20 protein-coding genes are annotated in these 21,089 nt (G+C 63.7%); 4 read left to right on the top strand and 16 right to left on the bottom strand.

The window, feature by feature from the left end:
* Positions 1–28: 28 nt before the first annotated feature.
* Entirely contained in the window at positions 29–1,024 is a 996-nt protein-coding gene (gene bcsN, locus ACLBKR_RS21470) for a cellulose biosynthesis protein BcsN (protein WP_414901954.1), read from the bottom strand.
* A gap of 263 nt (positions 1,025–1,287) precedes the next feature.
* Here bcsN and ACLBKR_RS21465 point away from each other — a divergent pair, with 263 nt between their 5' ends.
* Positions 1,288–1,992 carry a L,D-transpeptidase gene (locus ACLBKR_RS21465; protein ID WP_113426399.1) on the top strand — a complete coding sequence of 235 codons (705 nt, stop codon included), beginning with the start codon at positions 1,288–1,290 and terminating at the stop codon, positions 1,990–1,992.
* A gap of 38 nt (positions 1,993–2,030) precedes the next feature.
* Here ACLBKR_RS21465 and ACLBKR_RS21460 read toward each other — a convergent pair whose 3' ends face one another.
* From ACLBKR_RS21460 to ACLBKR_RS21420, 9 genes are all read right to left on the bottom strand, one after another.
* Positions 2,031–3,218: a saccharopine dehydrogenase NADP-binding domain-containing protein gene (locus ACLBKR_RS21460; protein ID WP_113448105.1), complete on the bottom strand. Its 1,188-nt coding sequence runs from the start codon at positions 3,216–3,218 to the stop codon at positions 2,031–2,033.
* A gap of 24 nt (positions 3,219–3,242) precedes the next feature.
* On the bottom strand, positions 3,243–4,757 hold the full coding sequence (locus ACLBKR_RS21455; RefSeq protein ID WP_113448104.1) for an aldehyde dehydrogenase family protein: 1,515 nt from the start codon (positions 4,755–4,757) through the stop codon (positions 3,243–3,245).
* A 97-nt stretch (positions 4,758–4,854) separates the two neighbouring features.
* Positions 4,855–5,202: a cupin domain-containing protein gene (locus ACLBKR_RS21450; protein WP_112829622.1), complete on the bottom strand. Its 348-nt coding sequence runs from the start codon at positions 5,200–5,202 to the stop codon at positions 4,855–4,857.
* A gap of 29 nt (positions 5,203–5,231) precedes the next feature.
* Complete coding sequence (locus ACLBKR_RS21445) at positions 5,232–5,594, bottom strand: cupin domain-containing protein (RefSeq protein WP_112829621.1); 363 nt, start codon at positions 5,592–5,594, stop codon at positions 5,232–5,234.
* The gene (locus ACLBKR_RS21440; protein ID WP_113448103.1) at positions 5,587–6,879 is read right to left on the bottom strand and encodes a glycosyltransferase; all 1,293 of its coding nucleotides are present in this window, start codon (positions 6,877–6,879) and stop codon (positions 5,587–5,589) included. The genes ACLBKR_RS21445 and ACLBKR_RS21440 overlap by 8 nt, the downstream gene beginning before the upstream one ends.
* A 19-nt stretch (positions 6,880–6,898) precedes the next feature.
* Positions 6,899–7,969, bottom strand: a complete 1,071-nt coding sequence (locus tag ACLBKR_RS21435; RefSeq protein WP_414901950.1) for an ABC transporter ATP-binding protein — start codon at positions 7,967–7,969, stop codon at positions 6,899–6,901.
* Positions 7,939–8,730: an ABC transporter permease gene (locus tag ACLBKR_RS21430; protein WP_113448101.1), complete on the bottom strand. Its 792-nt coding sequence runs from the start codon at positions 8,728–8,730 to the stop codon at positions 7,939–7,941. The genes ACLBKR_RS21435 and ACLBKR_RS21430 overlap by 31 nt, the downstream gene beginning before the upstream one ends.
* Positions 8,727–9,599 carry an ABC transporter permease gene (locus ACLBKR_RS21425; RefSeq protein WP_113448120.1) on the bottom strand — a complete coding sequence of 291 codons (873 nt, stop codon included), beginning with the start codon at positions 9,597–9,599 and terminating at the stop codon, positions 8,727–8,729. Before ACLBKR_RS21425 ends, ACLBKR_RS21430 begins: the two co-directional genes overlap by 4 nt.
* Positions 9,600–9,702: 103 nt before the next feature.
* Entirely contained in the window at positions 9,703–10,761 is a 1,059-nt protein-coding gene (locus ACLBKR_RS21420; protein WP_414901947.1) for a spermidine/putrescine ABC transporter substrate-binding protein, read from the bottom strand.
* Between the two features lie 214 nt (positions 10,762–10,975).
* On the opposite strand from ACLBKR_RS21420, the gene ACLBKR_RS21415 reads away from it, so the two are divergent.
* From ACLBKR_RS21415 to ACLBKR_RS21405, 3 genes are read left to right on the top strand one after another with little or no spacing between them, the layout of a single operon-like run.
* A complete protein-coding gene (locus ACLBKR_RS21415) occupies positions 10,976–11,908 on the top strand; it encodes a GntR family transcriptional regulator (RefSeq protein WP_414901945.1) in 933 nt (310 codons plus the stop codon).
* Between the two features lie 6 nt (positions 11,909–11,914).
* Positions 11,915–13,219: a glycosyltransferase gene (locus ACLBKR_RS21410; protein WP_414901943.1), complete on the top strand. Its 1,305-nt coding sequence runs from the start codon at positions 11,915–11,917 to the stop codon at positions 13,217–13,219.
* Positions 13,220–13,232: 13 nt separating this feature from the next.
* Positions 13,233–14,714, top strand: a complete 1,482-nt coding sequence (locus ACLBKR_RS21405) for an aldehyde dehydrogenase family protein (RefSeq protein WP_414901941.1) — start codon at positions 13,233–13,235, stop codon at positions 14,712–14,714.
* A gap of 43 nt (positions 14,715–14,757) precedes the next feature.
* On the opposite strand, the gene ACLBKR_RS21400 is transcribed toward ACLBKR_RS21405, so the two are convergent.
* The 6 genes from ACLBKR_RS21400 to ACLBKR_RS21375 all read right to left on the bottom strand — a co-directional run bounded on the left by ACLBKR_RS21400 (position 14,758) and on the right by ACLBKR_RS21375 (position 20,975).
* A complete protein-coding gene (locus ACLBKR_RS21400; protein ID WP_113426391.1) occupies positions 14,758–15,825 on the bottom strand; it encodes an ABC transporter ATP-binding protein in 1,068 nt (355 codons plus the stop codon).
* Positions 15,822–16,649 carry a carbohydrate ABC transporter permease gene (locus ACLBKR_RS21395; RefSeq protein WP_112829613.1) on the bottom strand — a complete coding sequence of 276 codons (828 nt, stop codon included), beginning with the start codon at positions 16,647–16,649 and terminating at the stop codon, positions 15,822–15,824. The genes ACLBKR_RS21400 and ACLBKR_RS21395 overlap by 4 nt, the downstream gene beginning before the upstream one ends.
* The gene (locus ACLBKR_RS21390) at positions 16,646–17,548 is read right to left on the bottom strand and encodes a carbohydrate ABC transporter permease (protein WP_113426390.1); all 903 of its coding nucleotides are present in this window, start codon (positions 17,546–17,548) and stop codon (positions 16,646–16,648) included. Before ACLBKR_RS21390 ends, ACLBKR_RS21395 begins: the two co-directional genes overlap by 4 nt.
* 177 nt (positions 17,549–17,725) lie before the next feature.
* On the bottom strand, positions 17,726–18,958 hold the full coding sequence (locus ACLBKR_RS21385; RefSeq protein WP_414901938.1) for an ABC transporter substrate-binding protein: 1,233 nt from the start codon (positions 18,956–18,958) through the stop codon (positions 17,726–17,728).
* A gap of 69 nt (positions 18,959–19,027) precedes the next feature.
* A complete protein-coding gene (locus ACLBKR_RS21380) occupies positions 19,028–19,930 on the bottom strand; it encodes a sugar phosphate isomerase/epimerase family protein (RefSeq protein WP_414901936.1) in 903 nt (300 codons plus the stop codon).
* Positions 19,931–19,940: 10 nt separating this feature from the next.
* Positions 19,941–20,975, bottom strand: a complete 1,035-nt coding sequence (locus tag ACLBKR_RS21375; RefSeq protein ID WP_414901934.1) for a Gfo/Idh/MocA family protein — start codon at positions 20,973–20,975, stop codon at positions 19,941–19,943.
* Positions 20,976–21,089 lie beyond the last annotated feature (114 nt).

Raw genomic sequence — 21,089 nt, 5'->3', positions numbered from 1 at the left:
GGCAAAAAGGCCGACCCATGGGCCGGTTTCAATAGCCTTTATTGGTGCACGCAGCCTTCATGACTGTCGCGCCTATGCAATCGGGCGAAGGAACGATGACCGCCGCTGCGCCCGCAACCTTGCCGGCCTCGGCCGCCGGGGCCGGAGACGGAACCGCCTGCGCCGCAACCGCTCCCGGTTCCGGAAGCGGCACGCGCGGACCTTCGATGCGGGTAACCGCTGCGGGAGCGCTTTCCCCGCCGGCATCCGCCATGCGTTCCGGTACGGCCGGCCGAAATGTCCGGGCAGGCGGGGAATAGCCGAAGGTCATGGCCTGCGGCGGCGCATCGGCCGCAGGATAGATGGGCTTTCCCGTCTGCCCGATGCGGCTGTCGACCTCGCCGGGACGGCCATAGGGGTTCCATATCTCGCCGGCGAAACTGCCCGTGACCGTATAGCCATACATGACATTCAAAAGTTGACGTTCGGTTGCATGGCTGTCGCAGAGCCGCACCCGGATCTGGATCATTCCGAAATCCCGGCCGATGCCGCCGGAGGTGCTGCGCGAGCGGATCTGCTGCCAGCCATAGAGGCAGGCATCGCCGCTGGCGCCCCGGCCCGCCGCGTAACCGAAAGGGCCGTAGGCATTCTGCAGGAACTCGGAGGAGCGTACGAGCCTCGCCGAAGGGATCGCCGCGGCCATCTCGCGACGCAGGCTTGCCTCGCTCAGCGTGCGATAGGCGAGGGCAGGGGCGTCCGCAGCGCCCGACCCGCCATGGAACTCGATCCGGAAATAATTCTGTCCGGGAACGGAGGAAGAGGTCGCGAGGTGGACCGTCTGCTGTTCGCCATTGCCGCGCGCGCGTCCGACCACCCCGACGATGGCCGGCCCGCCGGGCGGCGGCATGACCAGGGCTTCTTCCTTCTGCATGAGTTCGGGCCCGTTCGTCTGGCGCACGCTCCCGCTGCTGGAGCAGCCGGCAAGCGCCGCGACCACCGACAGGGTCGAGACGAGCCTCGACAGTGAGCAGAAGTCTGCGAGCAAGACGAAATCCCTGGAACATACAAGAAGAAGGGAAGCGCTTTGCGAAACATGCAACACCTGCGCCCAATTCCTGGTCCAGTAGAAACCTCTTATGGTTAATAACGGGTTAAAACGGGCGGGCGGAGTGGTGTTCCCGCCGTTTGGCAATTTTACCCTTGCATCCTGGGCTGCGATCGGTGGTAAGCATCGCCGACTTCGATTCCCGCCGCGCGCCTTCCTCCGACAGGGAAGGGGCAGCGGCAATTCAACAAACGAGAGAACGGATGATTTCTGGCCATATCCTCTTGCGGCGCCGAGGCTTTCTGCTCGGGTCGCTCGCGACAACGGCTGCGCTTGCCGGCTGCGCCACGACCCCGGCGCCCAATGTCGCGGTTTCGCCCACACCGGTTCGCCGCCCCGTTGGGCCGCCGAGCGAAGAGGAAATGGCAGCCCGTTACGCCGCGCTCGAGGATGGCGGCCATCAGCTTCCCGAAGTGCCCTTCCGGCAGATCGATCCGCAGTTCTATCGGCAGCGGGTGGAGAACACCACCGGCGAACCGCCAGGCACCGTGGTCGTGGACGTGCCGTCCCGCTTCCTCTACGTCACGGAACCGGGCGGAACCGCTATGCGTTACGGCGTCGGGCTCGGACGGGCGGGATTTGCCTGGTCCGGCGAGGGCGTCATCCACTGGCGGCAGAAATGGCCGCGCTGGAAGCCGCCGGCGGAAATGATCGCCCGCCAGCCGGAACTCGCCAAATACTCGATCGAGAACGGCGGCCAGGAACCCGGTCCGGACAACGCGCTTGGCGCCCGCGCTCTTTATATCTTCCAGAACGGAAAGGACACGCTCTACCGTCTGCACGGCACCAAGGACTGGCGTTCCATCGGCAAGGCGGTGTCGTCCGGCTGCGTGCGCCTCATCAACCAGGACGTTCTCGATCTCTACGAGCGGGTTCCCTACAAGGCGCGCATCGTCGTCAGGCAATAGCCTCCGAACCGCCGGAAGCGAGCCGGGCGGGGCTTCGCTTACGTGACGGACTTCGCGATGCGGAACTTCCGTTTCTCCAGTTCGGGGAAATAGGTCTCCACATCGAAATAGCTTTCCGGCGCATGCACGCCCGGTTTCTTCGGTCCGGCGAGAATGAGCTGCGCGGCGATGGAGGCGTTCATCGACGTGCAGGCGTCGACATAGGGACCATACATGTCATCGGGCGAAACCGTGACGTCGACGCGAACGGTGCGTTCGACGCCATCCTTGCGGCCCCGGCCGATGGCGAAATGGATTTCGTGGCTGTCCTGCGTCGGGATCTTGCCGGCGTTCTTCCGGATATTGCGTTCGATCACCTTGTTGAGAACGTCGAGCGGCTTCACCTTGACGCCGCCGATCTCGACCGGTTCGTCGAAATCGCCGAAGCCCGCCTTGACCAGCCCGACCCAGGCCTCGTGCTCCCGATGCGGCAGATGCAGCTTCCAGGAAAATTCCCGGATGCCTTTTTCCCGGATGCCGTCGGCGAGCGGAACGGTAAGCTGTTCGGAGTGGGGCGAATGCATGAATTCGCAACGTCCCCACGGCTCCGGCAGATCGAGGAATTCGCTGCCGCTCATCGGCGGGCATTCCACATGCTTTCCGTCGTAGAACTGGGTGCTCGGATGGGCGTATTCGGCCAGCACCGTCGAGACGCTGTAGGGCGGCACCAGCACCGGGTTTTCGTCACCGACCAGTTCGGCGGCCCAGTAGAGATTGATCCGGTCGATCTCGTCCAGTTCGTCTGCAACCGCCCGGCAGATGACGTTCGACATGCCGGGATCGGCGCCGCAGCCGATGACGGCGGGCACGCCGGCCGCCTTGAAACGCTCATGTTCGGCAAGCTGCTTGACGGTATAGGTGCCAAGGCCGCCAAGGTCCATGTATGGCACCTTGAGCGCGAGAGCCGCCTCGAAAATCGTCATCTGGAAACCGAGCAGGGTCGGCACGCAGTTGATGCAGAGATCGGCGCCGGCAATCGCCGCTTTCAACGCTTCGGCATCGGTTACGTCGAGATCGACCAGCGCGATGCGCGGGTCGCCGAGATCGTTCGCCAGCGCTTCCATCTTCTCCCGCGAGGCGTCGCAGAGGCGGATGGTCCCGATGTCGATGATGGCGCGGTCCGAAACGAGGTCGCGCACGATGCCCGCGCCCATGAAGCCTGCGCCGCCGAGAAGGGTGATAATCATTGATCTTTCCTTTGCATGCATGTTTCAGACGTGCTTGCGCCCGCCCTCTTCGTAGAACCAGTCGTCCGGATAGGGATACCACCAGCCCTGCACCGCCGGCTTGTGGTCGATGATGACCATCTTGGAGCGCCTGAATGCATCGAGGCCGAGCTTCGACAGCTCCCGCCCGAGGCCGGATTTCTTCCAGCCGCCGAAAGGCAGGGCGTCGTTGTCGATCAACGGATTGTTGACCCAGACCATGCCCGCCTCCAGCCGGTCGGCAGCCTCCATGGCCTCCTCCAGCGAGGTGGTGAAGACGGAAGCCCCAAGGCCGAACTCGCTGTCGTTGGCGCGTTCGATCGCCTCGTCGAAATCCCTGACCCGCATGACGGCGGCAACGGGACCGAAGCACTCCTCCCGCATGATCGCCATGTCGGGCGTGCACCCGGTGAGAATGGTCGGTTCATAGAACCAGCCGGTCGGTTCGCTCTCGGGAATCTTCCCGCCGATCGCAACCTTAGCCCCTTTGGCCTTCGCATCTTCCACCAGCCGGATGACCTTGGCCCTTGCTGTTTCGCTGACCAGCGGGCCGATCTCGGCACGGGTGAGCCCGTTGCCGATCCGCAGCCGCTTCGTCTCGGCGACGAATTTCCCGACGAACTCGTCATGCACGGCATCCACGACGAAGAACCGTTCGGCCGACGTGCAGACCTGTCCGGACATGTGGAAGGCGGCGGTGACGGCGCCGGGGGCCGCGACGTCGAGCGGCGCGTTCGCGGTGATAATCATCGGGTCGGAACCGCCCGCCTCGATCACGGCCGGCTTCATCTGCGCCGCGGCGGCCATGGCCACCGCCTTGCCGGCGGCAACCGAACCGGTGAAGGCGACGGCATGGGTTTTCGGCGAAGCGATCAGCGCGCCGGCAAGCTCGGCGCCTCCCGGAAGGCAGGCGATCAGCCCTTCCGGCAGAGCTTCGAACACGGTCATGAATTCGAGCGTGGAAAGCGTCGTTGCGGGCGCAGGCTTGACGATGCAGGCGTTACCCGAGGCAAGCGAGGCCGCAACCGTCCAGCACATCAGCAGGATCGGGAAATTGAACGGCATGATATGCACGCTGACGCCGAGCGCCTCGTAGCGCGCATGCTGGAACGATCCGGCTTGGGTGGTGCCCGCAACCTTGCCCGCTTCGTCGCGCGCCATCTCGGCGAAATAACGGAAGGCGCCGGCGCAGTTCGCCACCTCGCCGATCGCCTCGGGATAGGGCTTGCCCATCTCGCGCGACATCAGTTCCGCGCAGCGCCGCATGTCGGTCGCCTCGATGCGGTTGGCGATACGGTGCAGGACGGTGGCGCGCGTCTTCGCATCGAGCCGCTTCCAGCCGCGCTGCGCCGCGGTTGCGGCGTCCAGCACCGCCTCCATCTCGGCGGCCGTCGTATCGGCAAAGCGGCCGACGGTCGCAAGCGTCGCGGGATCGATCACCGCATGGCGCTCGCCCCCGCCCGGAATATAGGCGGGATGCCGGTAGAAAACGGGTTGGGCTGGATTGAACATAACGGTCATTTCCCTGGCACTTTGCGGGTCGGAAAGTTTGCTCGCCCTTTCTCCTCTTCGGAGAGAAGGTGCCTGCAGGCAGATGAAGGGACGAGCGCTGAACCTGTCAGCGGATCATGTAGACCTTCTTCACCGTCTCATGGACGGTGCATTCGCCCTTCCAGTCCTTCGGGAAGAAGGCCGCGGTATCCGGCGTGATCTCGATCACCTCGCCGCTCTCATGCACATAGGTGCAGCGCCCCTCGAGAAAGTGGCAGAACTCGTCGCTGGTGACGTGGCAGAACCACTTTCCGGGCGTGCAGACCCAAAGGCCGCTTTCGGATTCTCCGTTCGGTCCCTTGTAGATGACCTTGCCGGAGGTGCGGCTTTCGCCTTCGATCATGGTGGGGATCACGCCCCAGTCCTTGAGGTCGGTTTCCTCGAGCGGCTTGCGCATCAGGGGTGTCGCGGTCATGGGATGTTTCCTTTCGTTTTATCGGTCGGTCAGACCAGCATGTAGATGTTGCGCATGGTCTCGATCACGGTGCATTCGCCCGTCCAGCCGCCGGGGAACATGACGACGGTGCCCGGCTCCACCTCGATCACCTCGCCGGCATCCGAGCGGTAGACCGCGCGGCCCGCGACGAAATGGCAGAACTCATCACGCGGAATGGAAAGCCGCCAGCGGCCCGGCGTGCAGACCCAGATGCCGGATTCCGGCTGGTTGTTCGGCCCCTTGAATACCAGCCGGCCGGAGGAATGAGACCGACCCTCCAGGCTGTCCGGCTGGTCACCCCAGTCCACGAGATCGGAAAAGGTCGTCGCGTTATGGATATGCGGCGCCGAGGATTGGGTGGTATCAACCATTATAGGCACCGGTCTTCACGAGTTCATCGAGGATGCCGGCCGCCTTCTGCGGGCCGTTCCGTGCCTGCATGTGGGCGCTGGTCGCCGCAAGCTTCGCCTTCATCGCAGGGCTGTTGATGCAGGCATCGAGCTTTTCCGCGAGATCCGCATCCGTCCAGTCGTAACGCGGCATCTTGAAACCGTGGCCGGTCTCGTCGACGCGCGTGGCATTGTCGTGGCCGTCCCAGACATAGGGCATGATGATCGCCGGCTTGCCGAAATAAAGGCACTCGGTGAAGGAGTTGTTGCCGCCGTGATGGATGACGGCGTCGACCTGCGGAATGACGGAGGGCTGCGGAAACCAGCTGTCGACGACGACATTGCCCGGCAGGTTCTCGTACTGATCCTTGTAATCGCCGACATTGACGAGCGCCCGGTAGGGCAGCTTGCCGATGGTCGCGATCAGGCGTTTCAGGAGGTCCGTATCGCCGGCGCCGAGCGAACCGAAGGAAATATAGAGGAGCGGCTTGTCGTTGTTTTCGGCAAAGTTCGGCACCTCATAGGATTTTTCCTTGCGCACGCAGCCCTCGAGATACTGGAACCGGTTCGGATCGAGCGGATGTTCGCGGTCGAATTTCACCGGCTCGGGGTAGAGCAGGAGGTTCATGAAGGGCGAGGCCTCGAAGAACTGGCCGATCGGATAGGCCGCCTCTCCATTCTCCGCAAGAAAGCCGTTGAAGTCGTCGTGGATCGGCTTGATGACCGCGTTGAAACGATCGCGATAGGCCGCATGGCAGGCAAAGTCCTTCTCGCCGCAGCCGGAAAGATGGGGCGGGATCTTCGGGTCCTCGATCTCGTTTTCCGAGCAGGAGATGATGCGCACCCAGGGCTTGCCGAACTGCTTGATCGCCGGGAAGAGGATGACGTTGTCGACGCAGATGAGGTCCGGCTTGATCTTCGCCAGCACGCCCGGCAGGTCCTTCTGCGCCCATTTGGCGCTGTCGACGATCGCCGTCCAGCAGTCCTTCACGTAGTTGTCGATCTGGTCGTAGGGCGATTTGCGGAAATTCGGGATGTGGCCGTTGATGAAGTCCTCCCAGAACTTCGCCATCTGCTCGGGCGGCATCGGCTCCGAAAGGTTCACCGGATGGGCCTCGAAGCCATATCCTTCATAGACCGAGACGAAACCGGGATCGGAAAGGAAGACGGCCTTGTGGCCGAGCGCCTCGACGGCCTGGGCAATGCCGACCGAGTTCAGCGCCGGGCCGAAGGCCGCCTCCGGGAAGAATGCAATTGTCTTGGACATGGTGTTCCCCTGTTCTCGTTTATTGGAAGAGCCGGCATTTCGCCGGGTCGATGCCGAGGCTCAGCGTGTCGCCGATCCGCCAGGCACCCGCGCCGCTGGCCGCCACGCGAACCTGAAGCGGCGTCTCGGCGGCAGCGGTCTTGACGTGCAGCACGCGGTCGAGGCCGTGATAGGCGATCTCCGCGATCACGCCGGCGACCGGCAGGCCGCCGGAGGCCGCAACCGCGACATTCTCGGGCCGGACGGCAAGCGTCGCCGCGCCCGGCCTCGCATCCGCCATCGCAAGCCGCAGGCCACCGGCCTCGAAGAGGCCATCCGTGCCGACTGTGCCGTCGATGAAATTCATCACGCCGATGAAGTTTGCGACGAAGCGGTCGGCCGGCCGCTCGTAGACTTCTTCGGGCGCCCCGACCTGCAGAAGGCGGCCATCCCTCAGGATCGCCATGCGGTCGGCCATGACCAGCGCCTCTTCCTGATCGTGGGTCACGATGATGAAGGTGATGCCGGCCTCATGCTGCATGCGCTTCAGTTCGAGCTGCATCTTTTCCCGCAGCTTCTTGTCGAGCGCGCCGAGCGGCTCGTCGAGAAGCAGCACCTTGGGGCGCTTCACCAGGGCGCGGGCGAGCGCCACGCGCTGCTTCTGGCCGCCGGAAAGCTGTTCCGGCTTGCGCTCGGCAAACTGCGTCAGGTCCGTCATCGCCAGCGTCTCGTCGACACGCCGGCGGATCTCGGCCTTGTCCAGGCGCTCCATTTCGAGCCCGTAGGAAAGGTTCTGCCGCACCGTCATATGGGGGAAGAGCGCATAGGACTGGAACATCAGGTTGAGCGGCCGCTTTTCCGGCGGCAGCGGCGAGATGTCCTTGCCATCGAGCAGGATGCGGCCCGCACTCGGCGTCTCGAAGCCGGCGAGCATGCGCAGGAGCGTGGTCTTGCCGCAGCCCGAGGGACCGAGCAGCGCGAAGAATTCGTTCTCGCGGATATCGAGCGAAATGCTGTCGACGGCGGTGATCGGCCCGAAGGTCTTGGCGACGCTCTCGATGCGCAGGATCGGTGAATTGCTCATGGGGCCTGCTGTTCTCTGTTCAGCCATTGCGAGATCAGGAGCACCGTCGCGCTGACCGCCATGACGATGGTGGCGAGCGCGTTGACCTCCGGCGTGATGCCGAAACGGATCATCGAATAGATCTGCATGGGGAGGGTGATGGACGAGCGGCCGGCGCCCGCCGTGAAGAAGGCGATGATGAACTCGTCGACCGAAAGCGTGAAGGCAAGCAGCGCGCCGGCGACGATCGAGGGCAGCAGGACCGGGAAGGTCACGCGCCAGAAGGTCGTCCAGCCGGAGGCGCCGAGATCGCGCGATGCCTCGACGATGGAAAAATCGAAATGCTTGAGCCGGGCGCGCACGACCGAGCAGACGAAGGCAAGGTCGAAGATGACATGGCTGATGACGATGGTGTGCAAGCCCATCGTCAGGCCAAGCCGGGAGAAGAAGGTGAGAAGGGCCACGGCCAGCACGATATCGGGGATGACCATCGGCGCGAAGGCGAGCGCCTCCAGCCCGTTGCTCCTGCGCCGCCGTGTCTCCATGCCGAGCGCCAGAAGGGTGCCGAGCACCGTCGAGACCACGGTGGCGAAGACGGCGACGATCAACGTATTCCAGGCCGCGCGCAGGATATCGGTGTTGGAAAGAAGCGCCCCGTACCAGCGGGTCGAAAAACCGGACCAGGACGTCGGCAGGCCGCTGTCGTTGAAGGAGAGCAGCACCAGGACGGCAATCGGCAGGTAGAGGAAGCCGAAAACCAGCAGCAGGACGATGCGGCCCGGCAGCTTACCGGAAAATGTGGCGTTCATTGCGCCACCTCCGCTTTCCGCTCGCCGGAAGCATGGGCGGTGGCGCGCGCCTGAACCAAAAGCAGCACGATCATCGTGGCGATCAGGGCAGCACCGAGAGCCGCGCCGAAAGGCCAGTCATTGGCGGTCAGGAACTGGTCGTAGACGAGATTGCCGACCATCTGGAAACGGCCGCCGCCAAGGAGTGCCGGCGTGACGAAATTGCCGATCGACAGCACGAAGACGAAGACACCGCCCGCCGCGACACCGGACATGGTCAAAGGCAGGGTCACGCGCAGGAAGGTGCGTACCGGCCCGGCCCCGAGATCGCGCGAGGCCTCCATCAGCTCCGGGTTCAGCCGCGACAGCGTCGAATAGATCGCGAGGATGACGAAGGGCAGGTAGTTGTAGACGAGACCGGTGATGACGGCGGCTTCCGTGTAGAGCATCGATAGCGGCTCGCCGGTATAGCCGAGCGAGCGCAGCAGATTGTTGATGAGGCCCTCGCGGTTGAGCAGCACGATCCAGGCATAGGTGCGGATCAGGTAATTGCTCCAGAAGGGCAGCACCGCGAAGAACAGCAGGATCGGCTGGGTCAAGCGCGGCGCGCGGCTGATCGCATAGGCGGCCGGATAGGCGATGAGGATCGCGATCACCGTCGCCGTCAGGGCGATGCGGGCGGAGTTGAGAAAGATCTTCGCATAGAGCGGATCGGCGACGCGGGCGAAATTCTCCAGCGTGAACGTATATTCGACGCCGCCCCAGACGCCGCGTTCGAAGAAGGCGTAGCTCAGGACGAGCACGCATGGCACCACCATGAAGGCGACGAGCCAGGCGACGCCGGGCGCGGCGAGCAGGTTCGGTCTGGCGGCGTTGAAAGACAAAGGCATACTCCGGCGAAGCCAGGCCCGGCTTTCGCTCATCGATGGTTCATGAATGAATGACGGCCCATGGCGGCCGGAAACCATCCGCCGCCATGGAAGGATCAACCGGTCAGTTCGCGGCCTTGATCTCGCTCACGATGCGGGAATAGTCCTTCTGCGCGGAACCGAGATCGCGAAGAAGCTCGTATTTGACGAGATCGGCGGGCGCCATGGCCATGTTCGGATATTGCTCGGCAAGCGCCTTGTCGAGGCTTTCCATGGCAGCCTTGTTCGGCACCTTGTAGAGAATGTTCTGGGCGGCCCAGGCGTGGTTTTTGGCGTCGAGGATGAAGTTGATGAACTTCATCGCGGCATCCTTGTGCTCGGAGCTTTTCATCACGACGATGGTGTCGATCCAGAGGTCGGAGCCTTCCTTCGGCACGACGAACTTGATGTCCTTGTTTTCGCCGATGCCGTAGTTGCACCAGCCGTCCCAGGCATGCACCAGCGAGGCCTCGCCGGACACGAGTTTCGAATAGAAGGTCGTGTCGTCATAGGCGAGCAGCGTCTTCTTCGCCTCGATCAGGAGGTTCTTCACCTCCTCCAGCTTGGCCGGGTCCTTTTCGTTGACGGAATAGCCCTTGGCGAGTTCGCCCGCCGCCATCAGCCAGCGGTCGGTCGCGAGCATGGTGGTCTTGCCCTTCAGCGCGTCGGTCGGCTGGAGCAGGTTCAGCCAGCTGTCCGGCGTGCTCTGCACGAGGTCGGAACGGTAGCAGAGACCGGTCGTGCCCCAGGTGTAAGGAACCGAGAACGTGTTGCCCGGGTCATAGGCGAGCGTAGTCGCTTCCGGATAGAGATTGGCAAGATTCGGCACGGCCGCCTTGTCGATCGGCTCCGCAAGCCCCTGCCCGTTCAGGATTTCCGCAAACGGCGAGGAGACGAAGACGATATCGTAGCCCTTGCCGCCGCTCGCCATCAGCTTGCCCATGATCTCTTCATTGGTGGCGTGGTTGACCACCTCGATCTCCAGCCCGGTCGCGGCCTTGAAGGCATCGGCGATATCCGGGGCCATGTAGCCATCCCAGTTCGAGATGACGAGATCGGCGGCGGATGCCGCGCCAGCCGCAAGGCTTGCAGCAAGAAGCACCGCGGCCGCAGAGGTCGCAGTCAGTCCGTTCTTCGCTTTCACGGAAGACTCCCTTGTTTCGATTGTTCCAGCCTCTTTGATGGGCGCGCCGGTTCTCCGGTCTCATTCCCAGTCGCATGGCAGTATTATTTATAAAAAAAATACGTCAATAGGGATCGTGCATTTTTGTGTGCGGAAATGAAAAGCGGCGCGGACGGACTTGCTAAACTGCGGCGTAAAGGGCAGCATGCACGGCTATGGAGAGCCGTTGCCGCCGATGAGCCAGGAACCGAAACGCACCAATTTTCGCCATGTCGAACTGGCGCAAAAAATACTGGATGTCGCCAGCGAGCGCGGCATGCATCCCGGCGAGCGGCTTGCGGAACAGGCCCTAGCCTCCCTTTGTAATGTGTCCAGAACCCCGATACGCAAGGCTTTGCAGATACTTGCCGAGCGCGAACTGGTAACGGCCGACGCCGATGGCGGCTATCTTCTGGCGGTCGATCCCGTCGCCACGGCGCGTCTTGAGGACACGTCGGAAGGCGAAGGCGAAAACGAAATCTATGCCGCGATCCTGCGCGATCTCTCGGCCGGGCGCATCAGCGAAAGCCAGACGGTCGCCGCCCTGCAGCGCCGCTACGACGTCTCGCGGCAGACGGTACAAAATGCGCTGATGAAACTGGCGGAGGAAAGTCTCGCGGAACGCGGCTCCGGCCAGCAATGGGTGCTGAAGCAGTTCGCCATCAGCGGCGACGCGACCGCCAAGAGCTACGAGTTCCGCCTGGCGACCGAACCGCTGGCGCTGACGCTGCCCGATTTCAAACGGGATATCCCGGCCATGACGGCGCTGCGCCAGTCCATGCTGATCCTGCGCGGCATGAACGAGACGACATTCGACCGGAAACTCTTCGACCGCACGGATTTCGATTTCCACCTGCTGATCGCCCGCTCCTGCGGCAATCCCTTCATGGCGGAGGCGCTCACCAACCATCACCGGCGCCGGCGCGCGATGCCTCCGGCCGTGCATATCAACGCCTTTCGCCTCATGCAGTCCAACCTCGAACACATCCAGATCCTCGAACAGATCGAGCGCGGCCAGATGGAGCTTGCCGCCGATCTCATGCGTGTGCATATACAGCTTTCCCAGACCCAGCGCCCCCGGCTTGCCGGTCGCGGCGTCCCTCCCGCCTTCAAGCTCGTCGCGCGTTAGTCCTCCATGGCGCCAGCAAAGACCATCGCCCTCTTTCCCGAAGCGAGCTACGGCGCGGCGCTGAACTGCGTCGGCATTGCCCAGGAACTGCGGCGCATGGGCCATCGCCCGGTCTTTCTCTGTCATCCCGGTTTCAGCGGCGTTTTCGCGGAATACGGCTTCCCGGAATATCAGCTCGCCGAGGCCGAAGCCGGCGCACCGACGGACTGGAACGACTTTATCGAGCGCCATAAGGATGCCTTCCGGCAGACGCCGCTCGAACAGGTCGAAAGCTATGTCGGCCCGACCTGGGACGCGATCGTCGATACCGCCATGCGCGTCGAGGAACCGCTGCGCCAGCTTCTCGGGCGGCTGAAACCGGATGCGATCGTGCTCGACAACGTCGTCATGTTTCCGGCAATCGCGAACGCCGGCGTGCCCTGGGTCCGCGTCGTCTCCTGCGCGGAGACCGAAATCCCGGACAGGGATGTGCCGCCCCATCTTTCCGGCTGCGGGGAGGACGACCGTGCCGCATGGACGATCTTTTCCGCGCGTTACGAAAGAGCGGTCTCCCCCGCGCACAGGCGTTTTTCCGCCTTCCTCGCCGATTGCGGCCTGAAGGCCCCGGCGGCGCCGATCTTCCTCGATCCCTCGCCCTGGCTGAACCTGCTGCTTGCTCCCGAGATCATCCGGCATCGGCGTCGCGAACCTCTCGATCCCGCGCGGTTCGTCTTCCTCGATGGCTGCGTACGCCATGAGGCGCCCTATACCCCGCCGCGTTTTGCAAGCCACAACGAGGCCCCGCTGGTGCTGACGAGCTTCGGCTCGCTCGGCGCCATGGACGTGGACATGACGAAGCGCATGATTTCCGTCTTTGCCACCCTGCCCTTCCGTTTCCTCGTCAATGCCGGCAACTGGCGGGAGGAATATCGCGAGGTGCCCGACAACGTCTTCATCGACAGCTGGTTCCCGCAGCCCTCCGTGGTCGAGCAGGCAAGCCTGTTCATCCATCACGGCGGCAACAATTCCTTCTGCGAGGCGCTCTATTACGGCGTACCCTCGCTTGTGATGCCCTATTGCTGGGATGGCCATGACAATGCGACGCGCGCCGCCGAAACCGGCGTCGGCCGAAAACTCGACCGCTACGGCTGGAGCGAGGCAGAGCTCGCCGGAGCGATCCAGGGGCTGCTCGGCGACAGGGACATGCATGCACGGCTGAAGGCCAATGCGGCGGGCATGCGCAAGGCGGCAGGCGTGACGCGGGCAGCGGAAGAAATCGTCAAGGTCGCGACGGGCGCCAAGAGCGCCGCGCGGGCTTCCATCCGAACCTAGCGGGAGACATCGAATGCGTGACAGGCTCTTCATCGACGGCAAGTGGCAGGCCCCGGCGAAGGGCGGCACCTTCCCGGTCATCGATCCGGCAACCGAAGAGCTGGTGCATCGGGCGCCCGCGGGCACGAAGGAAGACATCGATGCTGCCGTGAAAGCAGCACGCCTTGCCTTCGACCAGGGACCGTGGCCGAGACTTTCCGGCAGGGAACGGGCGAAGGTCCTTCGCCGCATCTCCGAAATCATCCTCGCCCGCAAGCATGACCTTGCCCGGCTCGAAGTCATCGACAACGGCAAGCCCCTGCCGGAAGCCATCTGGGACATGGAGGATACGGCAGGCTGCTTCGCCTTTTATGCCGGCCTTGCCGAAGAGCTGGACGACAATCCGGAAGAAGCGATCGCGCTCGCCGAGCCCCGCTTTTCCTCTAAGGTCGTGCGGGAGCCGATCGGCGTCGCCGGCGCGATCATCCCGTGGAACTATCCGCTGCTGATGGCCTCGTGGAAGGTGGCTCCCGCCCTTGCCGCCGGCTGCACCATGGTGCTGAAGCCTTCCGAACTGACGCCGCTCACCGCGCTGGAACTGGGCGCAATCGTCGAGGAAGCGGGTCTTCCGGCCGGCGTGCTGAACATTGTGACGGGGCTAGGCGCGGAGGCCGGCCAGCCGCTTTCTGAACATCCCGGCGTCGACAAGCTCGCCTTCACCGGCTCCGTGCCGACGGGCGCGAAGATCATGGCGGCGGCGGCACGCGACATCAAGAATGTCAGCCTGGAACTGGGCGGCAAGTCGCCTTTCGTCGTCTTCGCCGACAGCGACATCGAGAAGGCCGTCGAATGGATCATGTTCGGCATCTTCTGGAACCAGGGGCAGGTCTGCTCGGCGACCTCGCGGGTTCTGGTGGAGGACAGCCTTTATCCGGCTCTCATGGAACGGCTTGTCGCCGAATCCGCGAAAATCCGCATCGGCAACGGGCTTGAGGATGGAACGCTGCTCGGCCCGCTCGTCTCGAAGGGCCAGTATGACAAGGTTCTGGCCGCCATCGAACGCGGCAAGACGGAAGGTGCTGTCGTCGCCGGCGGCGGCAAGCGGCCCGCCGGTCTCGACAAGGGCTATTTCCTCGAGCCGACCATCCTCACCGACATGGCAGAGGATAGCTTCGTCTGGACCGAGGAGATCTTCGGCCCCGTCGTCTGCGTCAGACCGTTCAGGGACGAAGCGGATGCGATCCGCATGGCGAACGACAGCCGCTTCGGCCTCGCCGCAGCCGTCATGTCGAAGGACAAGGCCCGCTGCGAACGGGTCGCCAGGGCCTTCCGCGCCGGGATCGTATGGATCAACTGCTCGCAGCCCACCTTCACCGAAGCGCCGTGGGGCGGCTACAAGCAGTCGGGCATCGGCCGCGAACTCGGCCGTTGGGGCCTTTCCAACTATCTCGAGACCAAGCAGATCACCGCGTTCAACAGCGAGGAGCCCTGGGGCTGGTACATCAAGCCGGCCTGAACGGCATCGGGCCAACCCGTCCCTTCCCCCTCGCCCTGAAAGCTCAGAGCCGCTGCTCCGTCACGGCATCGAAGAGGTGCAGGTGGCCGGGAGCGAAATCGAGGCCGAGCACCTCGCCGGCCGACAGCTCCGCCCGGCCGTTGACGACGATTGCCAGTTCCGGTGTCGTCGCCGTGGTGACATAGGTGGCCGACCCCGTGGATTCCACGACCGCGACGGGCGCCTTCAGCATGCCTGCGCCCTGCGGCGCAATGGCGATGTGTTCCGGCCGCAGGCCCGCGATCAGCTTGCGTCCGGGCGGAACGGGATAGTCGAGGCCGACGCTTTGCCGCTCGCCGAGATCGAGCACGACCGAGCGGCCGTCCTCGCCGCCGGTCGCGGGAATGAAATTCATGGCGGGCGAGCCGATGAAGCCGGCGACGAACCTGTTGACCGGCCTGTCGTAGAGATCGAGCGGCCGGCCCTGCTGTTCGATGACCCCGGCCCGCATCACCACGACATGGTCGGCCATGGTCATCGCCTCGATCTGGTCGTGGGTCACATAGACCGAGGTTGCGCCGAGCCGGTCGTGCAGGGCGCGGATTTCCTTGCGCATATGGACTCGCAACGCGGCGTCGAGGTTGGAGAGCGGTTCGTCGAACAGGAAGGCCTTGGGGTTGCGGATGATCGCGCGGCTCATCGCGACGCGCTGGCGCTGGCCGCCGGAAAGCTCGCGCGGATAGCGGCCGAGCAGATGGGAAAGCCCGGTGGTCGCGGCGACCTCCTCCGCGGCCTTCTTCGCCTGCGCCTTCGGCGTGCCGCGAATGCGCAGGCTGTAGGTCAGGTTCTCCTCGACCGTCATGTGCGGATAGAGCGCATAGGACTGGAACACCATGGCGACGTCGCGCTTGCGCGGCGGCGTCCTGTTCATCACCTCGCCGGCGATCTTCAGCGTGCCCGTCGAGATCTTCTCCAGCCCCGCCAGCGAGCGCAACAGCGTGGACTTGCCGCAGCCGGACGGGCCGACAAGCGCGGTGAAGCTGCCCTTGCGGATGGAAAGCTCGATGTCCTTCAGCGCGTGATAGGCCCCGTAATATTTGTTGACGGCAGTCAACTCGATCTGGTTCGTCATTTGAGGGCTCCCGAGGTAAGGCCGGAAACGATGCGGCGTTGAAGCAGGACGAAGATGGCAAGGATAGGCGTCACATAGATGGTCGCGTAGGCCATGATCTTGTTCCATTCGTTGGTGTTGGGCCCCATGAAGGTATTGAGGCCGACACTTGCGGGCTGAAGCTCGACGGCCTGGATGATCGACTTCGAATAGACGAACTCGCCGAAGGCCTGCATGAAGATCAGGATGGCGCTGACCAATATGCCGTTTCGGGCGAGCGGCAGCACGATGCTGAAGAAGGCGCCGACGCGCGAGTTTCCATCCACCAGCGCCGCCTCCTCCAGTTCCTGCGGTACGCTCATGAAGGTGGCCCGCACCAGGACGATGAAGAAGGGCATGCTTTTCGCGGCAATCGCCAGGATGACAGCAAGCCGCGGATAGGCGAGAAGCCCGAGCTGCGAAAAACCGACGAAGATCGGCGTAATCATCAGCGAGGCCGGCAGGACCTGCAGCATGAGGACGAGGAAGAGGCCGATATCGATCCAGACATTGCGGTAGCGGGCCAGCACATAGGCGCAGCCCGTGCCGAATATGGCGATGACCGACACCGCACCACAGGCGATCACCAGCGAATTCCAGATATAGCGGCCCATGTTGCGGCTTTCCCAGACCTGGCCGTAGATCTGCCATTGCGGATCGCGCGGCCAGAAGTCGGGCGGGTTGGCAAACATCGCCGAGCCGGATTTGAGCGCCGTGATGCACATCCAGTAGAGCGGGAAGAGATAGATGGCGGCAAGCACGACCGCCACGCCGAGCATCAGCCTGTCGCGGGTCGTGTCGCTCATCCCCTCACCTCGTGGCGCGTCGAACGGACATAGACGATGGAAGCGATCATGACGAAGACGATCATGATGACCGAGATCGTGGCGCCCTTGGCGAAGTCGTATTGTCGGAAGGACATGTCCCAGGCCCAGTATTGCGTGACGTTGGACGAGTTGTTCGGCCCCCCCGAGGTGATCGCGGCGAAGAGGTCGAACTGCTGCAGCGTGAAGATGAGGCCGAGCGCGACGATGGCGCCGATCGACGAACGCATCATCGGCAGGGTGATCGTCCGGAAGCGTTGCCAGGCATTCGCGCCGTCGAGTTCCGCCGCCTCGTAGAGATCGCCGGGAATGGCCGACAGGCCGACTGAGAGCAGGATCATGTTGAAGGACGTGCCGAGCCAGATATTGGCGATGACGACCGCCCAGAGCGAATAATCCGGATCGGAGCGCCAGAATATGTTGCCCGAGATGAGCCCGCTTTCCCGCAGGATGAAATTGAGGACACCGAAATCTCCCGACAAAATCCAGTTCCAGATCGCGCCGGCGACGAGGCCGGGCATGACCCAGGAGACGAGAAACAGGCCCCGCAGCCAGGAGGCGCCGGGGAAGCTGGTCCAGAAGAACAAAGCAAGCCCGAAACCGATGACGAACTGGCCGGCGATGGAAGCGACGACGAAGATCGCGGTATTGGCAAGGATCGGCAGCGTCTCGGGCTGGGCGAAGAGATCGCGGTAGTTCTTGAAGCCGACGAAGGGCCGCCAGAGCGTACCGAGGCTGAACATGTCGACCTCCTGGAAACTCATCACCACGTTGTAGACAAGAGCGAGGCCGGAAATGGAAAGCAGAAAGGCAAGCGGCAGCGCCACGAGCGCGACGTCGAACCCTCTGCCGTCGATGATGCTGGAGAAAAGTCGCTTCATGGGCTCCTCCGCCTCCCTGGAGACCGTCCCGCATTCGCGCGGAACGGCCCCGCCGGGAGGAATGGTTGCAGCGGCCGCGTGGCGGCCATCGAGCCCTCCCCCTCCGGGGAGGGCCGGCGTCAGAGTAACCGACCGCCGGGCCATCGGCCCAGCGGACCGGCCGTGCGGCCTCGCAGGTCAGCCGAGGACGGCCTTGATCTTGCGCGCCGCCTCGTCAAGCGCCTCCCTGGAGGACATCTGCCCGGTGAGCGACGCCTGGATGGCATCCTGGATCGCCTTCGAGATCTTCGGCCATTCGGGATGAGGCCCGCGCGGCTTGGCGTATTTCAGCTGCTCGACGAAGACTTTCAGGGCCGCGTCCTTCTTTGCCTCTCCCGTTTCGGGAATGGCGATATCGGAGCGGGCCGGAAGCTGGCCGAAATCCTTGAACATGCGGTTGTCCTGCGAGACGAAATATTCGAGCACCTTGAAGGCTTCTTTCGGATGCTTGGTGTTGGCGAAGATCGCCCAGTTGAAATCGCCCATCGCCGAGGAACGTTCGGCCCCTGCCTCCGGCACCGGCAGCAACGCCACGCCCCAGTCGAATTTCGCCTCCTCCACCATGCGGTCGAGCTCCCAAGGACCGGAAATCGCCATGGCGGCATTGCCGGAATTGAAGGTACCGGTCGAATCCCATTGGCTGCGCGTCAGCGTATCCGGCGAGGCAAGCTTTTCGTCGATGATCGTTTTCCAGGTGTCGAGCGCCTTGACCGCACCCTCGGCATTGATGTTGTCGTAGCTCGCGCCCGCCATCTGCACCCAGGGCAGGAACTGGAACGTGCCCTCCTCGTTGGCTTTCGCCGAGAAGGTCAGTCCGTAGACGTTTGCGGAGGGATCGGTGAGCTTGCGGGCGGCCTCGAGCAGTTCGTCCCAGGTCTGCGGCGGCTTGTCCGGATCGAGGCCCTTCGCCTTGAACATATCCTTGTTGTAATAGAGCGCGATCGTGTTCGTCGCCTTGGGAATGCCGTAGTTCTTGCCTTCCCACATGGTCGAGGCGAGAGGGCCGGGGAAGTAGTTCGCCGGCTTGACCACCTCGGACGCGGCGATCATGTCGGTGAGATCGAGAAAGGCGCCGCGCGAGGCGAAAAGCGCGTGTTCCGGATTGTCGATCGCGATGATGTCAGGCGCCTGGCCCGTCGAATAGGCGCGCATGGCCTCGCTGACGACATCATCGAACTGGATCTGCCGGTATTCCACCTTGATGCCGGTGTTGAGCGCATTGAAATCCTTGACGAGGTTCGGCGCCGGCTGGATGTCGCGGTCGAGCGACCAGACGCTGATCGTCACGTCCTCGGCCCTGGCCGAAAGGCCCGGCAGGGAGACGGACGCGATGGCGATAGCGCCAAGCATTGCATATTTGCGGATACCCATGATCTCCTCCTTTGGTTATCCTTCAACGCCCGGCATCCTCCATACCGGGCGGCATGCCCTATGCCCGCCTCATGCGGGATCGTTGACGAAATCGCCGCCCCGGCAGCTCTTCAGATAGTTGAGGGCGTGCACCTGGCCGGTCATTTCGAGCCCGTCGCGATAGACCGGATCGTGCCAGCCCTCGATATCGATGGAGCCCGACCAGCCGGCGAGCCTGAGTTCCGAGACGACGTCCGTCCAGTTGGTATCGCCGAAGCCCGGCGTGCGCATGAAGACGAACTTCTCCCGGCCGAAGATGCCGTGCTCCCGGATGACGTCCCAGCGGATGGTCGCATCCTTGCCGTGGACATGGAAAATCTTCGTAGCCCATTTGCGGATCTGCGGGATCGGCTCGATGAGATAGACCATCTGGTGGCACGGCTCCCATTCGAGCCCGATGTGTTCGTCGGGCGTTTCGTTGAAGATCAGCTCCCAGGCGTCGGGATTATGGGCGATATTCCAGTCGCCGCTCTGCCAGTTGCCGTCCATGGCGCAGTTCTCGAAGGCGATCTTCACGCCCCTGTCGGCCGCGCGCCTTGCAAGCTCGCTCCAGATCTCCCTGTAGCGCGGCAGGCTTTCCGGCAGGGGCCGTCCGCGAAGGCGCCCGGTAAACCCGGCGACACAGGTCGCGCCGAAGTGATGCGCATTGTCGATGCAGTCCTTCCAGCCCTGCAAGGTCTGGAGGTCGATGTCGGTTTCCTCCAGCGGATTGCCGAACATGCCGAGGGTCGACATGGTGATATCCCGGTCGCCGATCGCCTCGCGGCAGCGCTTGCCGAGCTCGGCGAGATCCTGGCCGTTGGTCGTCTGCCAGAAGAAGGGCTCGAAACTCTCGAAACCCAGATCGGCGATCTGGCCGATGCGCCTTGCCGCGTCGCCCTTGGTGGCGCTGACCATGGTGCCGATACGGATGGATTTTGCCGGGTTCGTCATGGAAATATCCCTATGCTGCAATCGTGACACGCCTGCGGTCGCGGGCGCTGTCGATCGCGCCGAAAACCATGGCAAGGCTCTTGATGTTGTCGCGGCCGTCCGTTTCAGGACGGCTGCCGGCGCGGATCGCGGCGATGAAGCTTTCGATCACGCTTTGATGGCCGTGGGTGTCCGCCTCGCTTTCCGGCAGCGGCACGGTCACGGGCGTCGTCGGACGGAAAAACCCGTCCGTTCCGGCGATGACGTTCGCCTCGAACCTGTCGGCGCCGTCCCAGAGGAGCGTGCCCGAGGTGCCGGTGATGCGCCATGCGCTCTCCCAGCTCGTCGGCCCGCCCTCGGCGCACCAGGAGCCGCGATAGGTGAAGACGACATCGTCGGAGAATTCGAAGATGGCATTGGCGGCCGCGCCATGCCGATACCAGGAGCCGGGCGGATTGTGCTCATGGCAATAGACCGCCAGGGGGTCCTTGCCCGACATGAAGCGTGCCGCATCGAAGGTATGGATGGCCATGTCGAGCAGCAGCACGTTGTCCATCGCCTCCCGGAAGCCGCCGAAATGCGGCCCGAGAAAGAAATCGCAATGCAGCCCGGTGAGGCGGCCGAGCGTCCCCTCCTCGATCATGCGGCGGATGCGGCGCACGCCGGCGATGTAGCGGCGGTTCTGAACGACGGCATGCAGGCGGCCGGCCTGATCGGCGAGCCGTCGCAGGTCGCGCGCCTCGTCGAGAGAGGCCGCCATCGGCTTTTCGCTGAGCACGTGGCAACCATGCGCCAGACCCACCGCCACCACGGAACGGCGGGCAGCGGGAATGACGATATCGAAGAGAATGTCGGGGCGCGTCGTGGCGAGAACCTCTTCCAGATCGGTGCCGACGACCGCATCCGACAGGCCGAACTCCGCTGCAAGCGCCGCAGCCGTCGCCCGGTCGAGATCGACGAGCCCGACCACCGTCACGCTTTCGACGAGAGCGGGGACCGTCGTCAGCGCCTTGAGCCAGCCTTTGGCCATGGCTCCGCACCCGCACAGAACTGCCTTGTATGTCACCGATGTCCTCCCGGAAACGGATGCCGCAAACTCCTCGATTGGCGTCCGTAAACGTTTACGATACTATCTATGAAACGAAAATCGTGTCAAGAGGGCGAGGAAGTCTTCGTCCGG

The organism is Paenirhizobium cremeum (assembly GCF_047553425.1).
GTDB lineage: Bacteria > Pseudomonadota > Alphaproteobacteria > Rhizobiales > Rhizobiaceae > Allorhizobium > Allorhizobium cremeum.
The sequence above is the reverse complement of the archived record's forward strand: the minus strand, read 5'-3'. Positions and strand labels throughout refer to the sequence as shown.

Coding starts and splice junctions, on each gene's coding strand:
- ACLBKR_RS21465 (WP_113426399.1), top strand. CDS start 1,288: ATGATTTCTGGCCATATCCTCTTGCGGCGCCGAGGCTTTCTGCTCGGG.
- ACLBKR_RS21460 (WP_113448105.1), bottom strand. CDS start 3,218: ATGATTATCACCCTTCTCGGCGGCGCAGGCTTCATGGGCGCGGGCATC.
- ACLBKR_RS21455 (WP_113448104.1), bottom strand. CDS start 4,757: ATGACCGTTATGTTCAATCCAGCCCAACCCGTTTTCTACCGGCATCCC.
- ACLBKR_RS21450 (WP_112829622.1), bottom strand. CDS start 5,202: ATGACCGCGACACCCCTGATGCGCAAGCCGCTCGAGGAAACCGACCTC.
- ACLBKR_RS21445 (WP_112829621.1), bottom strand. CDS start 5,594: ATGGTTGATACCACCCAATCCTCGGCGCCGCATATCCATAACGCGACG.
- ACLBKR_RS21440 (WP_113448103.1), bottom strand. CDS start 6,879: ATGTCCAAGACAATTGCATTCTTCCCGGAGGCGGCCTTCGGCCCGGCG.
- ACLBKR_RS21435 (WP_414901950.1), bottom strand. CDS start 7,969: ATGGCTGAACAGAGAACAGCAGGCCCCATGAGCAATTCACCGATCCTG.
- ACLBKR_RS21430 (WP_113448101.1), bottom strand. CDS start 8,730: ATGAACGCCACATTTTCCGGTAAGCTGCCGGGCCGCATCGTCCTGCTG.
- ACLBKR_RS21425 (WP_113448120.1), bottom strand. CDS start 9,599: ATGCCTTTGTCTTTCAACGCCGCCAGACCGAACCTGCTCGCCGCGCCC.
- ACLBKR_RS21415 (WP_414901945.1), top strand. CDS start 10,976: ATGAGCCAGGAACCGAAACGCACCAATTTTCGCCATGTCGAACTGGCG.
- ACLBKR_RS21410 (WP_414901943.1), top strand. CDS start 11,915: ATGGCGCCAGCAAAGACCATCGCCCTCTTTCCCGAAGCGAGCTACGGC.
- ACLBKR_RS21405 (WP_414901941.1), top strand. CDS start 13,233: ATGCGTGACAGGCTCTTCATCGACGGCAAGTGGCAGGCCCCGGCGAAG.
- ACLBKR_RS21400 (WP_113426391.1), bottom strand. CDS start 15,825: ATGACGAACCAGATCGAGTTGACTGCCGTCAACAAATATTACGGGGCC.
- ACLBKR_RS21395 (WP_112829613.1), bottom strand. CDS start 16,649: ATGAGCGACACGACCCGCGACAGGCTGATGCTCGGCGTGGCGGTCGTG.
- ACLBKR_RS21390 (WP_113426390.1), bottom strand. CDS start 17,548: ATGAAGCGACTTTTCTCCAGCATCATCGACGGCAGAGGGTTCGACGTC.
- ACLBKR_RS21385 (WP_414901938.1), bottom strand. CDS start 18,958: ATGGGTATCCGCAAATATGCAATGCTTGGCGCTATCGCCATCGCGTCC.
- ACLBKR_RS21380 (WP_414901936.1), bottom strand. CDS start 19,930: ATGACGAACCCGGCAAAATCCATCCGTATCGGCACCATGGTCAGCGCC.